General features: G+C 67.2%; 16 protein-coding genes and 1 tRNA gene. 14 read left to right on the top strand and 3 right to left on the bottom strand.

Translation table 11 applies throughout. From position 1 onward, the window contains the following. Window positions 1-41: 41 nt before the first annotated feature. From AC5RV3_RS16925 to AC5RV3_RS16915, 3 genes are all read left to right on the top strand, one after another. Window positions 42-1,436: an ATP-binding protein gene (locus tag AC5RV3_RS16925; protein WP_494123082.1), complete on the top strand. Its 1,395-nt coding sequence runs from the start codon at window positions 42-44 to the stop codon at window positions 1,434-1,436. Next, complete coding sequence (locus AC5RV3_RS16920; protein ID WP_493989387.1) at window positions 1,433-2,083, top strand: LuxR C-terminal-related transcriptional regulator; 651 nt, start codon at window positions 1,433-1,435, stop codon at window positions 2,081-2,083. Before AC5RV3_RS16925 ends, AC5RV3_RS16920 begins: the two co-directional genes overlap by 4 nt. A gap of 110 nt (window positions 2,084-2,193) precedes the next feature. Further along, the gene (locus AC5RV3_RS16915) at window positions 2,194-2,535 is read left to right on the top strand and encodes a DUF8129 domain-containing protein (RefSeq protein WP_494123081.1); all 342 of its coding nucleotides are present in this window, start codon (window positions 2,194-2,196) and stop codon (window positions 2,533-2,535) included. A gap of 73 nt (window positions 2,536-2,608) precedes the next feature. Here the strand turns inward: AC5RV3_RS16915 and AC5RV3_RS16910 are convergent, their stop codons facing one another. Further along, a complete protein-coding gene (locus tag AC5RV3_RS16910) occupies window positions 2,609-3,829 on the bottom strand; it encodes a pyridoxal phosphate-dependent aminotransferase (RefSeq protein ID WP_494123080.1) in 1,221 nt (406 codons plus the stop codon). A gap of 308 nt (window positions 3,830-4,137) precedes the next feature. On the opposite strand from AC5RV3_RS16910, the gene AC5RV3_RS16905 reads away from it, so the two are divergent. The 9 genes from AC5RV3_RS16905 (at window position 4,138) to rplL (ending at window position 10,473) form a co-directional block, all read left to right on the top strand. Continuing rightward, window positions 4,138-4,210, top strand: a tRNA-Trp gene (locus tag AC5RV3_RS16905). A gap of 100 nt (window positions 4,211-4,310) precedes the next feature. Then, the gene (secE, locus tag AC5RV3_RS16900) at window positions 4,311-4,595 is read left to right on the top strand and encodes a preprotein translocase subunit SecE (protein WP_494113010.1); all 285 of its coding nucleotides are present in this window, start codon (window positions 4,311-4,313) and stop codon (window positions 4,593-4,595) included. A gap of 91 nt (window positions 4,596-4,686) precedes the next feature. Then, entirely contained in the window at window positions 4,687-5,589 is a 903-nt protein-coding gene (gene nusG / locus AC5RV3_RS16895; protein WP_494123079.1) for a transcription termination/antitermination protein NusG, read from the top strand. 127 nt (window positions 5,590-5,716) lie between these two features. Next, window positions 5,717-6,148, top strand: a complete 432-nt coding sequence (rplK, locus tag AC5RV3_RS16890) for a 50S ribosomal protein L11 (RefSeq protein WP_493989382.1) — start codon at window positions 5,717-5,719, stop codon at window positions 6,146-6,148. A gap of 167 nt (window positions 6,149-6,315) precedes the next feature. Next, window positions 6,316-7,023 (top strand): 50S ribosomal protein L1, encoded by a 708-nt coding sequence (rplA, locus tag AC5RV3_RS16885; protein WP_493989381.1) that lies wholly within the window; start codon window positions 6,316-6,318, stop codon window positions 7,021-7,023. Window positions 7,024-7,183: 160 nt separating this feature from the next. After that, window positions 7,184-8,296: a GNAT family N-acetyltransferase gene (locus AC5RV3_RS16880; RefSeq protein WP_494123078.1), complete on the top strand. Its 1,113-nt coding sequence runs from the start codon at window positions 7,184-7,186 to the stop codon at window positions 8,294-8,296. A 138-nt stretch (window positions 8,297-8,434) separates the two neighbouring features. Beyond that, window positions 8,435-9,190, top strand: coding sequence for a FadR/GntR family transcriptional regulator (locus tag AC5RV3_RS16875; protein WP_494123077.1), 756 nt, complete (start codon window positions 8,435-8,437; stop codon window positions 9,188-9,190). Window positions 9,191-9,442: 252 nt separating this feature from the next. Then, complete coding sequence (gene rplJ / locus AC5RV3_RS16870) at window positions 9,443-10,027, top strand: 50S ribosomal protein L10 (protein WP_493989378.1); 585 nt, start codon at window positions 9,443-9,445, stop codon at window positions 10,025-10,027. 68 nt (window positions 10,028-10,095) lie between these two features. Next, window positions 10,096-10,473 carry a 50S ribosomal protein L7/L12 gene (gene rplL / locus AC5RV3_RS16865; protein ID WP_494113014.1) on the top strand — a complete coding sequence of 126 codons (378 nt, stop codon included), beginning with the start codon at window positions 10,096-10,098 and terminating at the stop codon, window positions 10,471-10,473. 96 nt (window positions 10,474-10,569) lie between these two features. Here rplL and AC5RV3_RS16860 read toward each other — a convergent pair whose 3' ends face one another. Together AC5RV3_RS16860 and AC5RV3_RS16855 are read right to left on the bottom strand one after the other, a co-directional pair. Then, the gene (locus AC5RV3_RS16860) at window positions 10,570-11,067 is read right to left on the bottom strand and encodes an aminoacyl-tRNA deacylase (protein WP_494123076.1); all 498 of its coding nucleotides are present in this window, start codon (window positions 11,065-11,067) and stop codon (window positions 10,570-10,572) included. A gap of 64 nt (window positions 11,068-11,131) precedes the next feature. After that, window positions 11,132-12,334 (bottom strand): acetyl-CoA C-acetyltransferase, encoded by a 1,203-nt coding sequence (locus AC5RV3_RS16855; RefSeq protein ID WP_494123075.1) that lies wholly within the window; start codon window positions 12,332-12,334, stop codon window positions 11,132-11,134. 486 nt (window positions 12,335-12,820) lie between these two features. Here AC5RV3_RS16855 and rpoB point away from each other — a divergent pair, with 486 nt between their 5' ends. Together rpoB and AC5RV3_RS16845 are read left to right on the top strand one after the other, a co-directional pair. Next, window positions 12,821-16,339 carry a DNA-directed RNA polymerase subunit beta gene (gene rpoB / locus AC5RV3_RS16850; protein WP_494113017.1) on the top strand — a complete coding sequence of 1,173 codons (3,519 nt, stop codon included), beginning with the start codon at window positions 12,821-12,823 and terminating at the stop codon, window positions 16,337-16,339. Between the two features lie 115 nt (window positions 16,340-16,454). Next, window positions 16,455-20,345, top strand: a complete 3,891-nt coding sequence (locus tag AC5RV3_RS16845) for a DNA-directed RNA polymerase subunit beta' (protein WP_494123074.1) — start codon at window positions 16,455-16,457, stop codon at window positions 20,343-20,345. The last annotated feature ends 193 nt before the right edge of the window (window positions 20,346-20,538 follow it).

Genomic DNA, 20,538 nt, shown 5'->3' with positions numbered 1-20,538 from the left:
CACGGTAGGCCGGGTGCTCCCGCGCGTGCTTGGATTGACCCATGAGAGAACCGCTCGTCCGCTCCACCGAGGACCGCATCATTGCGGGCGTGTGTACGGGTTTGGCCCGGCACCTGAACACCTCGGTCGCGATCGTCCGGGTCGGCATGGTGGTCCTGGCGCTCGCCGGGGGAGCGGGTGTGCTGCTCTACGTCTGGCTCTGGCTGCTGGTGCCGACCGCGGCGGATAAGGCCCTGGCCGCCGAGCGCGCCTTCAAACCCCGCGACATCGCGGAGAACTTCGCGCGGGGATGCGGCGCGCCGCGTCCCGGCCAGGAGCCCAGGGGCCGGCCCGGCGGGCAGCCGGGCCACCCCCTCGGGATCCCCGCTTACTCCGACGGTCTGCCGGCCCCGCACGTCGGCCGCCCCGGCGGGCAGCCCGGAGCGCTTCCGCAGGGCCCCGGAGGGACGGGCGCCCCGCGGCTGATGCAGCGCGGCGGCAAGGAAATCCTGATCGGCGCGGCCCTGGTCCTCGCAGGCGGTGCCGTCGTCGCCCAGCTCGCGGGCATCAATTTGCCGTGGGGCACCTGGCTGCCCGTCCTCGCCATCGCGGCCGGCGCGGTGATCGCGTGGATGCAGCTGGACGATTCCCGGCGCAGCGGACTGATGGACCGCGCCGGCGCAACCGGGGCGCAGGGCGCCGTCCGGTTGCTGGCCGGGCTGGTCCTGGTGGTGGCCGGCATCGTCACCATGGTGTCCGGGTCGATTACCTGGGAGGCCATGTGGCCCACGCTGTTCGCCTCGCTGGCCGTGCTGGCCGGGGTCCTGTTGGTTTTGGCACCGTGGGTGCTGAAGTACTGGCGGGACCTGGAGACCGAACGCTCCGGCCGCATCCGGGAAACCGAACGCGCGGAAATCGCCGCGCACCTGCACGATTCGGTGCTGCAGACCTTGGCCCTGATCCAAAACCGCGCCGGTTCGGAACACGACGTCACCCGGTTGGCCCGCGCCCAGGAACGGGAACTGCGCGAATGGCTCTACCGGGACAAGCGGCAGGAAGAGGGCAACCTGGTGGACCGCGTGAAGGCGGTGGCCGCGGAAATCGAAGACGCCTACGGGCACCCCGTGGACGTCGTGGCCGTGGGCGACAGCGCCATGACCGACCGGCACGAGGTCCTGGTGCATGCCACCCGGGAAGCGGTGCAGAACGCGGCCAAACATGCGGGCGGCGGCATCTCCGTATACGTTGAATGCACACCGGGCAGCAGCGAAATCTTCGTCCGCGACCGCGGTCCCGGGTTCGAGCTAGCCGCCGTGCCGCCGGACCGGATGGGCGTGCGCGAATCGCTCATCGGCCGGATGGAGCGCCACGGCGGCCAGGCAAAAATCCGCAACACCGGCAGCGGCACCGAAGTCCACCTCAGCCTGCAGCACCCCCAGGAAGGAACCGCATCGTGACCGAACCCATCCGCGTGGTCGTCGTGGACGACCACGCCATCTTCCGTTCCGGCTTGAAAGCGGACCTGGACGGGCGGATCGAGGTGGTCGCCGAGGCCGCGACCGTGGAGCAGGCGATCGCGGCCATCCACGAGCAGCGGCCCGCGGTAGTGCTCCTGGACGTGCACCTGCCCGGAGGCAGGGGCGGCGGCGGGGCCGAGGTGGTGGCGGGCTGCGCGGATCTGCTGGGAGAGACCAGGTTCCTGGCCCTGAGCGTGTCCGACGCCGCCGAAGACGTAGTCACCGTCATCCGGGCCGGCGCCCGCGGGTACGTCACCAAGACAATCTCCGGCGCCGAAATCTCCGACGCCGTGGAGCGGGTGGCCGGCGGCGACGCTGCCTTCTCGCCGCGGCTGGCCGGGTTCGTCCTGGATGCCTTCGGCACGGCGGCCGTTGCCAATGTCGACGACGAACTGGACAAGCTCTCCGCGCGTGAACTGGAGGTCATGCGGCTGATCGCCCGCGGCTACCAGTACAAGGAGGTGGCCAAGGAACTGTTCATCTCCATTAAGACCGTCGAAACGCACGTCTCGTCCGTGCTGCGCAAGCTCCAGCTGTCCTCCCGGCACGAGCTGACCCGCTGGGCCGTTGACCGCCGGATCCTGTAGCCGGGGAGCCGGACCCTGTTGCAGGGGACGCAGGGGCACCGGACCCTGTTGTGCCTCAGGCGCCGGTGGTAGCTTGGTGGCACTGTCAGGACGACCGCGCAGGAGGATCCATGACCGACTCCCCGCAGCACGACGAACTGCCGCTGCCGGACTACGACCACATACCCCTGGGCACTCTTCCGTCCCGGATCACGGGGCTGGACGAGCAGGGAATGACGGAGCTTCTGGCCTACGAACGTGAGCACGGGAACCGGCTCCCGGTCGTCCAAGTCCTCGAGCGCCGGCTAGAGGAGTTGCGCGCCGGAGCAGAGCCGAGCGGCACCACCACTCCGGACATGCCCGAGGTCGGCCAAACCCAGGGCGGCTCCGCGGCGCGGCCGGAAACCTCGGGCCCGCAGGTCGTGCCGCCGTTCCACGGCAATCCGGCCCATCAATCGCAGCCGGAAAAGTAGCAGGCACGCCGCGGCCGGGCTGCCCGTCGGCAGCCCGGCCGGCACGGAGCCCGGCCGGCACTGTTTCCGGCGGCTACTTGGCCTTCGCCAGGAAGTCCTGCAGCCGGCCGACGCCGGTGGCGAGGTCTTCGTCGCCGAGGGCGTAGGACAGCCGCACGAAGCCGGACGGCCCGAAGGCCTCGCCGGGAACGACGGCGACCTCGACCTCGTCGAGGATCAGCGAGGCAAGCTCCGCGGAGGTCGCCGGACGGACGGTGCCGTCCGCCGTCGTGAATTCCTTGCCCAGCAGCCCGCGGACGTCGGCGTAGGCGTAGAACGCGCCCTCCGGCGTCGGGCATTCGACGCCGGCGATGGCGTTCAGGCCCTCGACCATGGCCTTGCGGCGGCGGTCGAAGGCCACCTTCATCTCGTCCACCGCGGTCAGCGGTCCGGACACGGCGGCCAGCGCTGCCATCTGGGACACGTTGGCCACGTTGGAGGTGGCGTGCGACTGCATATTGGTGGCGGCCTTGACCACGTCGCTCGGGCCGATCATCCAGCCCACCCGCCAGCCGGTCATGGCGTAGGTCTTGGCGACGCCGTTCAGGATGACGACCTTGTCGCCCAGCTCCGGCGCGGCCGTCGCGATGGAGGTGAAGGGCACGCCGTCGTACGTGAGGTGCTCGTAGATCTCGTCGGTGATGACCCACAAGCCCTTGGACGCGGCCCACCGGCCGATTTCGGCGACCTGTTCCGGCTGGTAGACGGCCCCGGTCGGGTTGGACGGGGAGACGAAGAGCAGCACCTTGGTGTTTTCGGTCAGCGAGCCTTCGAGCTGGTCGACGGTGACCAGGTAGCCCTGCTCCGGCCCGGCGAAGACCTCCACCGGGACGCCGCCGGCCAGCCGGATCGCCTCCGGGTAGGTGGTCCAGAACGGCGTGGGGACCAGGACCTCGTCGCCCGGATCCAACAAGGTGGCGAAGGATTCGTACACGGCCTGCTTGCCGCCATTGGTCACCAGCACCTGGGCGGGATCCACCCGGTAGCCGGAATCGCGCAGCGTCTTGTCCGCGATGGCCTGCTTCAGTTCGGGGAGGCCGCCGGCGGGGGAGTAGCGGTGGAAACGCGGCTGGCGTGCGGCCTGGATGGCGGCCTCCACAATGTAATCCGGGGTCGGAAAGTCCGGTTCGCCCGCCCCGAAGCCAATCACCGGGCGCCCGGCGGCCTTCAGCGCCTTCGCCTTGGCGTCGACGGCGAGGGTGGCGGATTCGGCGATGGACGCAATGCGCCGGGAGACGCGGGCGTTGGCAGGCATGGGGTTCCCGTCTTCAGTAGCGTGTAGGACTGTTCCATAGTCTAGGTGCAGCCCGTCGGGGATGTCCTGCCGGCGGCGCCGCGGCCCCCTGGCGCGCCCTCGGTTGGCGCCCGCGGGTCCTGTTGGCGGTCCTGTTGGTCAGCGGGCCGGCGGAAATGTTGCATAATGGATCAGTCGCCTTTTGGGCGGCAAACGGGGTTCGGTTCGACGTCGGCGCATCGCTGGCGTAAACTGGATCTTCGGTGTTGAAAACGCCATGATGTTCCATGCCCGCACGGCGGGGGGCATCCGGCGGTATTCGGCTCCATAGGGTAGTGGCGCAATTGGTAGCGCAGCGGTCTCCAAAACCGCAGGTTGCAGGTTCGAGTCCTGTCTGCCCTGCGCAGAACAGCCGCAGGCATAACTGCAGCAGTTCAGCATCCCAGCACGAAGCAGCGGTCCAGGCCGGCCGAGGCCGTCCGGGGGCCGGACACCGGACAGAATGAGTGAGGCCAGGTTGACCGATACGTCTGCCAGCAGTCCCCAGGGGCGCCCCACCGGACGAAAGACCGAGAAGCGCGGTCTCATCGCCCGGATCATTCTGTTTGTCCGCCAGATCATTGCCGAACTCAAAAAGGTCGTCACGCCGACCCGCAAGGAATTGCTGAACTACACGCTTGTAGTGATCGCTTTTGTGGCCGTCATGATGTTGATCGTCACGGCACTGGATCTGGTTTTCGGCCAGGCCGCGTTCTTCGTCTTCGGAGACGGCATACCCGAACAGTAACGTCCGCGTTGCGGCAGCCGTACGGATGGATACGACGACGGCGCAAAGCCGCCGCGAGTCAAGTGAGCTGAAGAAGAAAGCAGGAAGCTAAGTGTCCGACCAGGAACTCGAAGCCCAGAACTCCGAAGAGAACGCGGAGCTGGAAGCCGACGAGCAGGTTACCGAGACCGGCACCGACGAGGTGCCGGCTTCTGGCGTTGACGCCGCAGACGAGGCTGCCGGTACCGATCTGGCGAGCGAGCTTGACCAGGCCGCCGAAGACGCCCCCGTCCTCGACGAGGCCGCCGAAGCCGCCGCCGAGGCGGACATGACCGAAGCCGAAGCCGCCGACGAGGCCCCGGAAGGGACCGGGCAGGCCGAAGAGGTCGAGCAGACCGAAGAGGAAGCCCTCGAAGCATTCCGCGCCAAGCTGCGCCGCCAGCCCGGTGACTGGTACGTCATCCACTCCTACGCCGGCTACGAAAACCGTGTGAAGGTCAACCTGGAGACCCGCATCCAGACCCTGAACATGGAAGACTTCATCTACGAGATCCAGGTCCCGATGGAAGAGGTCGTGGAGATCAAGAACACCACGCGCAAACTGGTCAAGCGCGTGCGCATCCCGGGTTACGTGCTGGTCCGGATGGACCTGACCGACGCCTCGTGGGGCGCCGTCCGCCACACTCCGGGCGTGACCGGATTCGTCGGCAACGCCCACAACCCGGTGCCGCTGAGCCTGAAGGAAGTTGCTTCCATGCTGGAGCACACCATCACCGGCACCAAGACGGAAGCCGGCGGCAAGGCTGCCGGCAAGTCGGCTGCCGCGAGCACGCCGATCACCGTCAACTTCGAGGTCGGCGAGTCCGTCACGGTCAACGACGGGCCGTTCGAGACGCTGCCGGCAACGATTTCCGAAATCAAGCCGGAATCCCAGCAGCTGGTGGTGCTGGTGACCATCTTTGAGCGCGAAACCCCGGTGACGCTCTCGTTCAGCCAGGTCACCAAGATCCACTAACCAAGACTTCGTGCGGACCAGGACCCGCTTTGTCCGAATCCGCACGGCCGGCCGCCACGCCATGGCGGCCAACCACCGCCGGCACGCTCCTGTGCCGCCGGTACGTAATGTGAGAGAAGGACCCGATATGGCCCCCAAGAAAAAGGTCACCGGCCTCATCAAGCTCCAGATCCAGGCAGGCGCCGCCAACCCGGCCCCGCCGATCGGTCCGGCGCTTGGTCAGCACGGTGTCAACATCATGGAATTCTGCAAGGCGTACAACGCCGCCACGGAATCCCAGCGCGGAAACGTGATCCCGGTTGAAATCACGGTCTACGAAGACCGTTCCTTCACCTTCATCACCAAGACCCCGCCGGCCGCAGAGCTGATCAAGAAGGCTGCAGGCGTGCAGAAGGGCTCGGCTACCCCGCACACCAACAAGGTTGCGAAGCTGACCCAGGCGCAGGTCGATGAGATCGCCGGCACCAAGATGGAAGACCTCAACGCCAACGACATCAAGGCTGCGGCCAAGATCATCGCCGGCACCGCCCGCTCCATGGGCATCGAGGTCGAGGGCTAAGCACCTCGACCCCGGGTGGTCGTGCCAGGACGTTCGTCCTGCAGGACCCCACCAAGACAATTCAAAAAACGACGGCGACCCAGCTCGCCAGGGGTGGGAACACCGCCGTCGTTGTGGCAGGGCCGAGCGCGGTCCGCAGACCACAACTGCACAAGGAGAAAAAGCAGATGGCAAAGCGCAGCAAAGCATATGAGGCAGCTGTAGCCAAGATCGAGGCGGACAAGGTTTACGCTCCGGTCGAGGCAATCACTCTCGCCAAGGAGACCAACCCGTCCAAGTTCGACGCGACCGTTGAGGTGGCTTTCCGCCTCAGCGTCGACCCGCGCAAGGCGGACCAGATGGTCCGCGGCACGGTCAACCTGCCCCACGGCACCGGCAAGACCGCCCGCGTGCTGGTCTTCGCCACCGGCGACAAGGCCGAGGCCGCTATCGCCGCCGGCGCCGACTTCGTTGGCTCCGACGACCTGATCGAGAAGATCCAGGGCGGCTGGACCGACTTCGACGCCGCCGTGGCGACCCCGGAACTGATGGGCAAGGTCGGCCGCCTGGGCAAGGTCCTCGGTCCCCGCAACCTGATGCCGAACCCGAAGACCGGTACGGTGACCCCGGACGTTACCAAGGCTGTCAACGACATCAAGGGCGGCAAGATCGACTTCCGCGTCGACAAGCACGCCAACCTCCACTTCATCATCGGCAAGGTGTCCTTCGACGCCAACAAGCTGGTGGAGAACTATGCCGCCGCCCTGGAAGAGGTGCTGCGCCTGAAGCCGTCCGCTTCCAAGGGCCGGTACATCGCGAAGGCCACCGTCACCACCACCTTCGGCCCCGGCATCGCCGTGGACCCGAACGTCACCAAGGTGGCCGTGGAGGCCTAGCCAGGACTTCAGGTTCGCCGGCAACGGCGACCGCTTAGACTATGGCCGCAGCATGAAGCTGCGGCCATAGTCCGTTTAAGCGGGGAATGGTGCCGTCCGGCGGAATGCAGTAAAGTGATTGGCACTGCCCAATCACTTGTCTCACTGCCGAGGAGCACGCATGCCCGCCACCTCGATCACGATCGCCCCGCTGCGGATCCCGCCTACCCTGGAGGGCCCCGGCGGTGCGGACTTCGTCGCATCCGCCGAGCTGGCCAACCTGGTCAACGGGCTGATCTGGGGAAACAACGATTTTTGGGTGAGCCCGGCGGTCAGGCTCGAGGGATCGCGGGCGAGCGACTACTCGGTAACGCATCTCTGGGCGGCCAAGGACGGCGAGCGGCACGTCGGGCGTGCCGTGCTCGAACTGTCGCTGCGGGACAACGAACGGAACGGGTACGTCTTTGTGGCTGTCCACCCCGAGTACCGCCGTCGTGGCGTGGGAAGCAGGCTGCTGGCGGAGGCCGAGGCCTGCGCGGTCAGCCAGGGCCGGACCACGCTGCAGGCCTGGAGCGAGCATCCTGCCGGTTTCGATCCCGGGGGGCCGGACATGCTCCGGCCCGGGACCGGGGCCGGGGCCCTGCCGGCGTCCGCGCCGGCCGTGCGCTTTGCGCTGGCCGGCGGCTTCCGGCTCGAACAGGTGGAGCGCTGCAGCAGGATGCCGCTTCCCGTCGACCAGGACAGACTGGCAACCCAGGTGGCAGCAGCCGCCGGGAAGGCCGGCGGGGACTACCGGCTGCTGGAGTGGGCCGACAGCTGCCCGCCCGACCACGTGGACCAGTATGCGGCGCTGCGGCAGCGGATGAGCACGGACGTCCCGCTGGGTGAACTGGACTACGAGGAAGAAGCGTGGGACGCGGCACGGGTCCGCCACCATGAGGAAGAGCTGCGGCGCAAGGGCGGACGCTGCCTGGTGGTCACGGCCCGACATGTGCCCAGCGGCCAGTTGGTGGGTCATACCGTGCTGGAATTTTTCCCGGAGCAGCCCGAGGTGGTCTTCCAGGAGGACACGCTGGTGTTGCGTGCCCACCGTGGCCACAGCCTGGGTATCTGGATCAAGGCCCGCAACCTGCAGCGGGTGGCGGAAGCGTGGCCGCAGGGGCGCCGTCTCTACACCTGGAACGCCGACGAAAACAGCCACATGCTGGACATCAACACCGCACTCGGCTTCGCTCCGGCGGGGTACGAGGCCGCCTGGCAGAAGAAGCTGCGTCCGGGGCAGCAGGCCGGGTAACCCCCCCCCCCCCCGGCCGTGCCGTATGACACCGTAAGTCCGGGCATGGCGCCCGCCCGTAATGCTACGCGTCGGTAACCACCAGGGCGGTTACGATGACAGCGCACCGGCACGCTGCCGGGTGTGGCGGGAGGGCCGATGGAACGCAGGACGCTGGTTGACACGGTGGCGGAAGACCTGCTGGAACAGATCATCGCCGGCCGGATGGCGCCCGGAGACGCGCTGCCGACGGAAGCCGAGATCGCCGCCCGGTCGCAGGTCAGCCGGCTGACTGTCCGGGAGGCCCTCACCATGCTGCGGGCCATGAACGTGATCAGCATCCAGCGGGGACGCGGCACCTTCATCAACCCCGCGGAGAAATGGACCTCGGTCGAAGCCATCGTCCGCGCCGCGGCGTACAGCATGAGCGACTCCGCCGCCTCACGGCAACTGCTCGAAGTGCGGCGCCTGGTCGAATCCGGCGCCGCTGCGCTGGCTGCCCTCCGCCGCACTGCCGCCGACCTGGAGCTGCTGCGCGGGGAGCTGGAGTCGATGGCTGCGGCGGATGCCGCGGATGACCCGGGTGCCTTCGTCGAAGCCGACCGGTTGTTTCACACTGCGATCCTCAAAGCGTCCGGCAACATCCTCTTTCCGGCGGTCTTCGTGCCGATGGCCCGGGTGCTGGCGGACGCGCGGCGGGAAGCCTTTGTGGCGCAGGCCGTCCGTACCCGCACGCTGGCCATGCACCGCAGGGTGCTCGCCGCCGTCGAAAGCGGGGACTCCCCGAAAGCACGCCAGGCCATGGAGGACCACGTCAACCAGGTCCAGGACGACCTCGAGGGCAGTGCCGCGGGCCCGGGGAAAGCCTCTCCCGTCCGTCGGCCGCCGTCTGACGCGTCCCGGCGGGCCAATTAGCGCCCCTTGCCTGCCGCCGATTTGGAGTCCGGCGGCAGGATCCCGTAACCTTGAAGAACCAAAGACCGTCGGTCGTTGAAATCCTCCACGTTTTCAACCGAAAGTCCCATGCGTGGGACGGCCTGCGCAGGTGAACGAAGCATTGCCCCGCTGCCGGAACGTCGGTGCGGGAACGAAGCCCCGTGCATCTGCATGGGGCGTTTTTTATGCGTGCGACCCGAACCACCGGCACTATTCCCCGGAAGGAGGGTTATGGCAACGCCAACCAAGGTGGCAGCCGTTGAAGAAATCACCACCGATTTCAAGGAATCCAGCGCTGCAGTCCTAACCGAATACCGCGGGCTTACCGTTGCACAGCTCAAGGAGCTGCGTGTTTCTCTCGGCCAGGACACCAAGTTCGCGGTCGTAAAGAACACCCTGACTGGCATTGCAGCCAAGGAAGCCGGCATCGACGCGTTCGACGGCCAGCTGTCCGGACCCACTGCTATCGCCTTCATCAAGGGTGACGCCGTTGCAGCCGCCAAGTCCCTGACGGATTTCGCAAAGTCCAACCCGCAGCTCATCATCAAGACCGGTGTCTTCGAGGGCAAGGCCCTGGACGCAACCGCCGTTGCTGCGCTGGCCGCTCTCGAGTCCCGCGAGCACCAGCTGGCCCGCGTCGCCGGCGTCCTCAAGGCGCCGATGTCCGCACTGGCCCGCACCCTCGATGCGCTGCGCATCAAGCAGGAGGAGAACGGCGGCGCCGCTGCCGAAGCTCCGGCCGAAGCTGCCGAAGCCGAAGCTCCCGCTGCCGAAGCAACCGAGGCTCCGGCCGAGGCTGCCGCCGAAGAGCAGTAAGACTCTTCACCAACCAACTCTTGGTGCGGACACACCAGCCGCATCACCTATCAGGAAGGACGCCAACCATGGCGAAGCTCACCAACGAAGAGCTCATTGAAGCTTTCAAGGAACTGACCATCATCGAGCTCTCCGAGTTCGTCAAGCTGTTCGAGGAGACCTTCGAGGTCACCGCTGCTGCTGTTGCCGTTGCAGGCCCCGCCGCCGGCGGCGGCGAAGCCGCTGCCGAGGAGCAGACCGAATTCGACGTCGTCCTCGAAGCTGCCGGCGACAAGAAGATCGCAGTGATCAAGGAAGTCCGTGCCCTGACCTCCCTGGGCCTCAAGGAAGCCAAGGACCTGGTCGACAGCGCTCCGAAGGCCGTCCTCGAAGGCGCCACCAAGGAAGCTGCCGAGAAGGCCAAGGAAGTTCTCGAGGCTGCCGGCGCGACCGTCACCCTCAAGTAAGCTTTTTCAGCTTCTTCAAAGCCCCGCCGCCCTCACCGGGCGGCGGGGCTTTGTGCTGGTTGCGCCCGGGCACGCAGCCGGTGGGCCGCGCCAGGCTCAGGTCGGGTCGGAGATGTCGGCCACGGTGGCGCCGAGCGCGGACGTCAGCGCATCGGCGTCGACAAAGGCGGAGTAACCGTGCTCCCCGGCGCCCAGCGAAATCCGCCGGCCGCGGATGGACTCGTCGGCGTAGACCGGCCACGCCGTGCTGCTGCCCAGCGGGGTGATGGTGCCGCGCCGGTAGCCCGTCGCCGTAAACGCCACATCGGCGTGCGGCAACGACAGTTTGTTGACCCCCAGCAGCGACCGGAGCTTGGGCCAGGAGATCTGCCGGTCCCCGGGGATGAGGGCGAACAGGAACGAGCCGTCCTTGTGCTTGATGACCAGGGTCTTGACGATGTCGGCCTCGGCAATGCCCAACAGCTGCGCCGCCTCCGCGAGGCTGCGGGCGCCGGAACGTTCGGCGACCTCGACCTTCAGCGAGTGGGCTTCCGCGCCGGCCAGGAAACGTTGCAGGCCGGCCGGCGGGGCAGGGGCACCGGATTCGTTGTTCATGTCCGGTTCAAGCCCCGGCGCCGGGCCGGTATTCCCGGCCGGGCCGCCGGGGCCGGGCCGGGTCCTAGTCCCGGTAGAGCAGCAGCGCCTCGCCCTGGCCGCCGCCGCCGCACAGGGAGACAGCGGCCTTGCCGGTTCCGCGCCGGCGCAACTCGCAGGCGGCCGTCAGCGCCAGCCGGGCACCGGAGGCGCCGATCGGATGGCCGAGGGCAATGGCCCCGCCGTGGATGTTGCACTTCTCCAGCGGCAGGTCCAGGTCCTGCAACGACTGCACGGCGACGGCGCCGAAGGCTTCGTTAATTTCGATGAAATCCAGGTCGGCGGTGGTCCAGCCGGCGCGCTTGAGGGCCTGCGAGATGGCGTTGGAGGGCTGGGACTGCAGCGAGGTGTCCGGTCCCGCCACCTGCCCGGGGCGGCCGACGACGGCGAGCCAGTCCAGGCCGTTGTCCTCGGCGAAACCGCGGCTCGCCACCACGACGGCGGCCGCGCCGTCGGACAGCGGGGACGAGTTTCCAGCCGTGATGGTGCCGTCCTTGGCGAAGGCCGGGCGCAGCGGGGCCAGGCTCTCCACGGTGGTTTGCGGCCGGACGCCCTCGTCGCGGTCGACCACCAGGTCCCCGCCCTTGCGCTGCGGCACGGTAACCGGAACGATCTCGTCGTCGAAGACCCCGCTTTCCGCCGCCGCGGCGGCGCGCTGGTGGGACGCGGCGGCCACTGCATCCTGCGCTTCGCGGCCGATGCCCAGCTCGCTGTTCCGGCGCTCGGTGGAGGCGCCCATGGACTCGTGGTCGAAGGCATCGGTGAGCCCGTCGTGGGCCGTGGCATCCAGGGCGGTCAGGCTGCCGTAGGTCCAGCCTTGGCGGGAACCGGGCAGCAGGTGCGGGCCGTTGGTCATCGACTCCTGCCCGCCGGCCACCACCACCTGCGCCTCGCCGCAACGGATCAGCCGGGCGGCGTCGGTGATGGCCGCCAGCCCGGAGAGGCACACCTTGTTGATCGTTACGGTGGGGACGTTCCAGCCGAGCCCGCCGGCGACCGCTGCCTGCCGGGCGGGGTTCTGGCCGGCTCCGGCCTGGATGACGTGGCCCATGATGACCGCGTCCACCTGTTCGGCCGCGACGCCGGAGCGCTCCAGCGCGGCCGCGATGGCTTTGCCTCCGAGCTCGACCGCGGTGAATGATGCGAGCTGGCCGTTCAGTCGTCCATTGGGCGTCCGCGCGCCGTTCAGGATGACGACGTCGTCTCGGCTGCTGTTGTTCTCGGCCATGGTGTCGATGCCTCTTTCCGTGCCGTCCTGCCCGGCTGACCCGGGCCGCCGGCTGCTGCCGTCGGTGTGATCTGGTTCACAGATTACCCGCGTTTGGGCAACTCGCCTGACGCGCAGGCCGGAAAAAGCCGGGCACGGGGTATATGCTGATGGCGTTGTCCGGGGGAGGACAACCGCGAAGACGCTCTTTTGCACCGCGCACCCGGTGCGCCGCCCCGGCCCGGGGATGGGCGCAGCGGTGAACTGCGCCTGCCTGCACGCTGGACATTCCGCCGCGCGGTGCCGTACACTTGGTATTTGCGTCTTCCCTCAAAACCTTTGGCCTTCATATAGCGGTGGGCTTCGCCACGCCCTATCTGTGTTTAACTGCAGATCGTGCGGCGGGCAAGGATCATATAGCGGATCCAGGTGATGTCCGGGCCCCATTCGGGGTGCCGGCGGTGCGGAAGCGCAGGACAAGCCTGAAGGTCTGTGGAAGGATCCCTCTTGGTCGCCTCGAGCACCTCTAATACCGATACCGCTAACAGCCTGCTGGACGCCTCGTCGAACGACGGAGCAACCCGCCGGCTCTCATTCGCCAAGATTCACGAACCTCTTGACGTTCCCAATCTGCTCGCCCTTCAGACCGACAGCTTCGACTGGCTGGTCGGCAACGAACGCTGGAAGGCGCGCGTAGCCAAGGCCCAGGAAGAAGGCCGCCAGGGCGTGGCCACCACCTCCGGCCTCGCCGACATCTTCGAAGAGATCTCCCCGATCGAGGACTTCCAGGGCACCATGTCCCTGAGCTTCTCGGAGCCGGAGTTCGCCGATCCGAAGTACACCATGGCCGAGTGCAAGGACCGCGACGCCACGTTCTCCGCGCCGCTGTACGTCAAGGCCGAGTTCATGAACAACAACACGGGCGAGATCAAGCAGCAGACCGTGTTCATGGGCGACTTCCCGCTGATGACCGACAAGGGCACCTTCGTCATCAACGGCACCGAGCGCGTCGTCGTCTCCCAGCTGGTCCGCTCGCCGGGCGCCTACTTCGAGAAGACCGCCGACAAGACCAGCGACAAGGACATCTTCACCGCGAAGATCATCCCGTCCCGCGGCGCCTGGTTCGAGCTGGAAATCGACAAGCGCGACCAGGTCGGCGTGCGCCTTGACCGCAAGCGCAAGCAGTCCGTGACCGTGCTGCTCAAGGCCCTGGGCTGGACCGAAGGCCAGATCCTGGAGACCTTCGGCGAGTACGACTCCATCCGCGCCACGCTGGAGAAGGACGCCACCCAGACCCAGGAGGAAGCCCTCCTGGACATCTACCGCAAGCTGCGTCCGGGCGAGCCGCCGACAGTCGAGGCTGCCCAGTCCCTGCTGGACAACCTGTACTTCAACCCCAAGCGCTACGATCTGGCCAAGGTTGGCCGCTACAAGATCAACCGCAAGCTGGGCATCGACAAGCCGCTGACGGATCCGGACGCCTCGGTCCTGAACAATGACGATATCGTCGCCATGATCAAGTTCCTGGTGGCGCTGCACGCCGGCGAGACCACCATCCCGGGCAAGCGCGACGGCGCCGACCACGACCTCCGCGTCGAGATCGACGACATCGACCACTTCGGCAACCGCCGCATCCGTGCGGTCGGCGAACTGATCGAGAACCAGGTCCGCACCGGCCTCTCCCGCATGGAGCGCGTGGTCCGCGAACGCATGACCACCCAGGACGTCGAAGCGATCACACCGCAGACCCTGATCAACATCCGCCCCGTGGTGGCAGCGATCAAGGAGTTCTTCGGCACTTCGCAGCTGTCCCAGTTCATGGACCAGAACAACCCGCTGGCCGGCCTGACGCACAAGCGCCGCCTGTCCGCGCTGGGCCCGGGCGGCCTGTCCCGCGACCGTGCCGGCATGGAAGTCCGTGACGTGCACCCCTCGCACTACGGCCGCATGTGCCCGATCGAGACCCCTGAAGGCCCGAACATCGGCCTGATCGGTTCGCTGGCCTCCTACGGCCGGATCAACGCGTTCGGTTTCATCGAGACCCCCTACCGCAAGGTGGTCAACGGCCAGGTCACCGACCAGGTCGACTACCTGACGGCCGACGACGAGATCGAGTGCGTGATCGCCCAGGCGAACGCTCCGCTCACCGAGGACCTGCACTTCGAAGAGGACCTGGTCCTCAGCCGTGAGCGCGGCGGCGGCGGCGAGCCGGTACTCGTGCCGGCCACCGAAGTCGACTACATGGACGTTTCCCCGCGCCAGATGGTGTCGGTGGCGACCGCCCTGATTCCGTTCCTGGAGCACGACGATGCCAACCGCGCGCTGATGGGCGCGAACATGCAGCGCCAGGCCGTGCCGCTGCTGCGTTCGGAAGCCCCGCTGGTCGGCACCGGCATGGAGCGCTACGCGGCTGTCGACGCCGGCGACTCCGTGGTTGCCGCGAAGCCGGGCGTGGTCACCGAGGTCTCCGCCGACCTGGTCACCGCCCTGAACGACGACGGCACCGAGACCCGGTACCCGATCATGAAGTTCGCCCGCTCCAACCAGGGCAACGCGTACAACCAGCGCGTCCTCGTCTCCGAGGGCCAGCGGCTGGAAACCGGCAGCATCATCGCCGACGGCCCGTCCACCGACCAGGGCGAACTGGCGCTGGGCAAGAACCTGCTCGTGGCGTTCATGTCCTGGGAAGGCCACAACTTCGAGGACGCGATCATCCTCTCGCAGCGCGTGGTCTCCGACGACGTGCTGACCTCCATCCACATCGAGGAGCACGAGGTTGATGCCCGCGACACCAAGCTCGGTGCCGAGGAAATCACCCGTGACATCCCGAACGTGTCGGAGGAAGTGCTCTCCCAGCTGGACGAGCGCGGCATCATCCACATCGGTGCCGAGGTCGATGCCGGCGACATCCTCGTCGGCCGCGTGACCCCGAAGGGCGAGACGGAGCTGACCCCGGAAGAGCGTTTGCTGCGCGCGATCTTCGGCGAGAAGTCCCGCGAAGTGCGCGACACCTCCCTGAAGGTCCCGCACGGCGAGTCCGGCACCGTGATCGGCGTGCGGATCTTCGACCGCGACAACGACGACGAGCTGCCCCCGGGCGTGAACCAGCTGGTGCGCGTGTACGTGGCGCAGAAGCGCAAGATCACGGACGGCGACAAGCTCGCCGGCCGCCACGGCAACAAGGGCGTCATCTCCAAGATCCTGCCGGTCGAGGACATGCCGTTCCTGGAAGACGGCACCCCGGTCGACGTCGTGCTGAACCCGCTGGGTGTTCCCGGGCGCATGAACGTGGGCCAGGTGCTGGAAATCCACCTCGGCTGGGCCGCGAAGCAGGGCTGGAACATCGCGGGCAACCCGGACTGGGCCAAGGACCTGCCGAACCTGCCGCGCCAGACGGGTCCGACGACGGTGGCCACGCCGGTGTTCGACGGTGCCAGCGAGTTCGAGATCACCGGGCTGCTGGATTCGACGAATCCGACCCGCGACGGCGACCGCCTGATTGGCGCTTCCGGCAAGGCGCGCCTGTTCGACGGCCGCTCCGGCCAGCCGTTCCCGGATCCGGTGTCCGTGGGCTACATGTACATCCTGAAGCTGCACCACCTGGTGGACGACAAGATCCACGCGCGTTCCACCGGCCCGTACTCGATGATCACCCAGCAGCCGCTGGGCGGTAAGGCGCAGTTCGGCGGCCAGCGCTTCGGTGAAATGGAAGTGTGGGCCCTGGAGGCCTACGGTGCCGCGTACACCCTGCAGGAACTGCTGACCATCAAGTCCGACGACATCCACGGCCGCGTCAAGGTCTACGAGGCGATCGTCAAGGGTGAGAACATCCCGGAGCCGGGTGTTCCCGAATCCTTCAAGGTGTTGATCAAGGAAATGCAGTCGCTCTGCCTGAACGTGGAAGTACTCTCCACCGACGGCACCGCGATCGAAATGCGTGACTCGGATGAAGAAGTCTTCCGGGCCGCGGAAGAACTGGGCATCGACCTTTCCCGGGCCGAGCCGAGTTCCGTCGAAGAGGTCTAGCCGCGCCGGCCGGCCGCAGGTGCCTTCCGCACCGCGGCCGGCCCGCCGCACGGCGTCCTCTTTCCGTAACCCGACAGACTTTCAGATTTAGAGAACAAGAGAGAACAGGGACCATATGTCCAGCGAATCCTCCTTCGGCCTCATGCGCATCGGCCTTGCCACCGCGGACGACATCCGCGACTGGAGCTACGGCGAGGTCAAGAAGCCGGAAACCATCAACTACCGCACCCTGAAGCCCGAGAAGGACGGCCTCTTCTGCGAGAAGATCTTCGGACCTTCCCGCGACTGGGAGTGCTACTGCGGCAAGTACAAGCGGGTGCGCTTCAAGGGCATCATCTGTGAGCGCTGCGGCGTCGAGGTCACCCGTGCCAAGGTCCGCCGCGAGCGGATGGGCCACATCGAACTGGCCGCCCCGGTCACCCACATCTGGTACTTCAAGGGTGTCCCCTCCCGCCTGGGCTACCTGCTCGACCTGGCGCCGAAGGACCTGGAGAAGGTCATCTACTTCGCCGCCTACATGATCACCAGCGTGGACGAGCAGCGCCGCCACGAGGAACTGCCCAACCTGCAGGCCGAGCACGACCTGGAGAAGAAGCAGCTGGCCGATACCCGCGACTCCGACATCGCGGCGATCGCCAAGGACCTCGAGGACGAGCTGACCCGCTTGGAGGGCGAGGGCGCCAAGGCCGCCGAGAAGAAGAAGGCGCGCGACTCCGCCGACCGCCAGATGGCCAACGTGCGCAAGCGTGCCGACGCCGAGATCGAGCGCCTCGACATGGTCTGGGATCGCTTCAAAAACCTCAAGGTCGCCGACCTCGAGGGCGACGAGGGGCTGTACCGCGAGCTGCGCGACCGCTACGGCCTCTACTTCGAAGGCGCCATGGGTGCCGAAGCCATCAAGAACCGCCTTGAGAACTTCGACATGGCCGCCGAGGCCGAGTCCCTGCGCGACATCATCAAGAACGGCAAGGGCCAGCGCAAGACCCGCGCCCTGAAGCGGTTGAAGGTGGTCAACGCTTTCCTGACCACCACCAACTCGCCGCTGGGCATGGTGCTGGACGCCGTTCCGGTGATCCCGCCGGAGCTTCGCCCGATGGTCCAGCTGGACGGCGGCCGCTTTGCGACCTCCGACCTGAACGACCTGTACCGCCGCGTGATCAACCGCAACAACCGCCTGAAGCGACTGCTCGATCTGGGCGCGCCGGAAATCATCGTCAACAACGAAAAGCGGATGCTGCAGGAAGCAGTGGACTCGCTGTTCGACAACGGCCGCCGCGGCCGCCCGGTCACCGGACCGGGCAACCGTCCGCTGAAGTCGCTGTCCGACATGCTCAAGGGCAAGCAGGGCCGCTTCCGGCAGAACCTGCTGGGCAAGCGCGTTGACTACTCCGGCCGTTCCGTGATCGTGGTCGGCCCGCAGCTGAAGCTGCACCAGTGCGGCCTGCCCAAGCAGATGGCGCTGGAGCTGTTCAAGCCGTTCGTGATGAAGCGCCTGGTGGACCTGAACCACGCGCAGAACATCAAGAGCGCCAAGCGGATGGTGGAGCGCTTCCGCCCGCAGGTGTGGGACGTGCTCGAAGAGATCATCACCGAACACCCGGTGCTGCTCAACCGTGCACCAACCCTGCACCGCCTGGGCATCCAGGCGTTCGAGCCGCAGCTGGTGGAAGGCAAGGCGCTGCAGCTTCACCCGCTGGTCTGCGCCGCGTTCAACGCCGACTTCGACGGCGACCAGATGGCTGTGCACCTGCCGCTGAGCCCCGAGGCCCAGGCCGAGGCGCGCATCCTGATGCTCTCCTCGAACAACATCCTCAAGCCGTCGGACGGCCGTCCGGTGACCCTGCCCTCCCAGGACATGATCATCGGCCTGCACCACCTGACCACCAAGCGCGAAGGCGGAACCGGCGAAGGCCGTGTCTTCGCCAGCCCGGCGGAGGCCATCATGGCCCACGACGCCGGCGAGCTGCACCTGAACTCCGTGGTCAAGATCCGCGTGCCCGGCTTCGTGCCCAGCGCGGACCAGCCGGCACCGGAGAACTGGGAAGAGGGCCAGGAAGCGCTGATCGAAACCTCGCTCGGCCAGGTCATCTTCAACGACACCCTGCCCGATGACTACCCCTGGGTGGCACGCGTGGCGGACAAGGGCCAGCTCTCGGCGATCGTGAACGATCTGGCCGAGCGCTACCCGAAGGTCGTCACCGCGGCGACGCTGGACAACCTCAAGGACGCCGGGTTCTACTGGGCGACCCGTTCCGGTGTGACCGTGGCGATCTCCGACATCGCCGCGCCCGCCGAAAAGGCCGCCATCATGGAGGGCTACGAAACCCAGGCTGCCCGCGTCGAGACCCAGTACAACAAGGGGCTGATTGCCGACGACGAGCGGCGCCAGGAACTGATCGACATCTGGAACAAGGCGACCAACGAGGTTGCCGACGCGATGCGGAAGAACCTGACCAAGGAGAACACCATCAACCGCATGGTGTCCTCCGGTGCCCGTGGCAACTGGCTGCAGGTCCGCCAGATCGCAGGTATCCGCGGCCTGGTGGCCAACCCGAAGGGCGAGATCATCCCGCGTCCGATCAAGTCCTCCTACCGTGAGGGCCTGTCGGTGCTGGAGTACTTCATCGCCACGCACGGTGCCCGTAAGGGCCTGGCCGACACCGCGCTGCGTACCGCCAACTCGGGTTACCTGACCCGCCGTCTGGTGGACGTGTCGCAGGACGTGATCGTGCGCGAGATGGACTGCGGCACCGAGCGTGGCCTGAACACGATCATCGCCGAGGCCGACCACAACGGTGAACTGCGCCGGGCGGAGGAAGTGGAGAACTCCGCTTACGCCCGTACGCTGGCCACCGACGTGGTGAACTCCGAGGGCACCGTGGTGGCGCCGGGCGGCTCCGACGTCGGCGACGTGCTGATTCAGGAACTGATCGACGCCGGGATCACCGAGATCAAGGTGCGCTCCGTGCTCACCTGTGAGTCGGCCGTCGGTACCTGTGCGCTGTGCTACGGACGCTCGCTGGCCACCGGCAAGACCGTGGACATCGGCGAGGCCGTGGGCATCATTGCCGCACAGTCGATCGGTGAGCCCGGTACCCAGCTGACCATGCGTACCTTCCACACCGGTGGCGTGGCCTCCGCGGAAGACATCACCCAGGGTCTGCCCCGTATCCAGGAGCTCTTCGAAGCCCGTACCCCCAAGGGTGTCGCGCCGATGGCCGAAGTGGCCGGACGCGTGTCCATCGAGGACGGCGAGCGCCAGATGCGCGTCATCGTCACCCCCGATGACGGCTCGGAAGAGATCGCCTACCCGGTGCTGCGCCGTGCACGCCTGCTGGTCGAAGACGGCCAGCACGTGGACGTCGGCCAGCAGCTCGTCACCGGTGCCAAGGACCCGAAGCAGGTGCTGCGTATCCTCGGCCCGCGCCAGGCGCAGAAGTTCCTGGTGGACGAGGTCCAGAGCGTGTACCGCAGCCAGGGTGTTGGCATCCACGACAAGCACGTGGAAGTCATCGTCCGCCAGATGCTGCGCCGCATCACGGTGATCGAGTCCGGCGAGACCGACCTGCTGCCGGGCGAGCTGGCCGAGCGGAGCCGCTTCCAGGCGGAGAACCGCAAGGCGGTGTCCGAGGGCAAGCAGCCGGCCAACGGCCGTGACGAGCTGATGGGCATCACCAAGGCCTCGCTCGCCACCGAGTCGTGGCTGTCGGCCGCGTCCTTCCAGGAGACCACCCGCGTCCTGACGCAGGCGGCCATGGAAGGCAAGTCCGACCCGCTGCTGGGCCTGAAGGAGAACGTCATCATCGGTAAGCTGATCCCGGCCGGCACCGGCCTGGACCGGTACACCCAGGTGTCGGTGGAGCCCACGGAGGAAGCGAAGGCCAACCTGTTCACCGGCCCGAGCGCCTTCGGCGACTTCGACTACGCCGGCGCCGATGGTTCGCTGACGCCCGAGTTCCATGCCATCCCGCTGGATGACTACGACCTGGGCAGCGACTACCGCTAGCCAATAGGGTGCTGCGGCCCCCGCACCCCACCGGTGCGGGGCGCCAGCGCCCTAACGTAAAGCACTAAACCGCCTCCTGCTCCCCGATTCCGGGGCAGCGGGAGGCGGTTTTTTTGCGTCTGTCACCGGGTGGGAGGAGACGGGAGCGCAACGCCCCGGAGGCTCCCGTCTGCTGGCCCACATGAATGCGCAC

The sequence above is a fragment of the Arthrobacter sp. Y3221114 genome (assembly GCF_059092625.1).
The sequence above is the reverse complement of the archived record's forward strand: the minus strand, read 5'-3'. Positions and strand labels throughout refer to the sequence as shown.

Bases quoted from the DNA above. Each gene is read 5' to 3' on its own strand.
- rplK (WP_493989382.1), top strand. From the start codon at position 5,717: ATGGCCCCCAAGAAAAAGGTCACCGGCCTCATCAAGCTCCAGATCCAG.
- AC5RV3_RS16875 (WP_494123077.1), top strand. From the start codon at position 8,435: ATGGAACGCAGGACGCTGGTTGACACGGTGGCGGAAGACCTGCTGGAA.
- AC5RV3_RS16880 (WP_494123078.1), top strand. From the start codon at position 7,184: ATGCCCGCCACCTCGATCACGATCGCCCCGCTGCGGATCCCGCCTACC.
- AC5RV3_RS16860 (WP_494123076.1), bottom strand. From the start codon at position 11,067: ATGAACAACGAATCCGGTGCCCCTGCCCCGCCGGCCGGCCTGCAACGT.
- rplA (WP_493989381.1), top strand. From the start codon at position 6,316: ATGGCAAAGCGCAGCAAAGCATATGAGGCAGCTGTAGCCAAGATCGAG.
- rplJ (WP_493989378.1), top strand. From the start codon at position 9,443: ATGGCAACGCCAACCAAGGTGGCAGCCGTTGAAGAAATCACCACCGAT.
- rplL (WP_494113014.1), top strand. From the start codon at position 10,096: ATGGCGAAGCTCACCAACGAAGAGCTCATTGAAGCTTTCAAGGAACTG.
- AC5RV3_RS16915 (WP_494123081.1), top strand. From the start codon at position 2,194: ATGACCGACTCCCCGCAGCACGACGAACTGCCGCTGCCGGACTACGAC.
- AC5RV3_RS16910 (WP_494123080.1), bottom strand. From the start codon at position 3,829: ATGCCTGCCAACGCCCGCGTCTCCCGGCGCATTGCGTCCATCGCCGAA.
- AC5RV3_RS16855 (WP_494123075.1), bottom strand. From the start codon at position 12,334: ATGGCCGAGAACAACAGCAGCCGAGACGACGTCGTCATCCTGAACGGC.
- AC5RV3_RS16845 (WP_494123074.1), top strand. From the start codon at position 16,455: ATGTCCAGCGAATCCTCCTTCGGCCTCATGCGCATCGGCCTTGCCACC.
- secE (WP_494113010.1), top strand. From the start codon at position 4,311: ATGAGTGAGGCCAGGTTGACCGATACGTCTGCCAGCAGTCCCCAGGGG.
- AC5RV3_RS16925 (WP_494123082.1), top strand. From the start codon at position 42: ATGAGAGAACCGCTCGTCCGCTCCACCGAGGACCGCATCATTGCGGGC.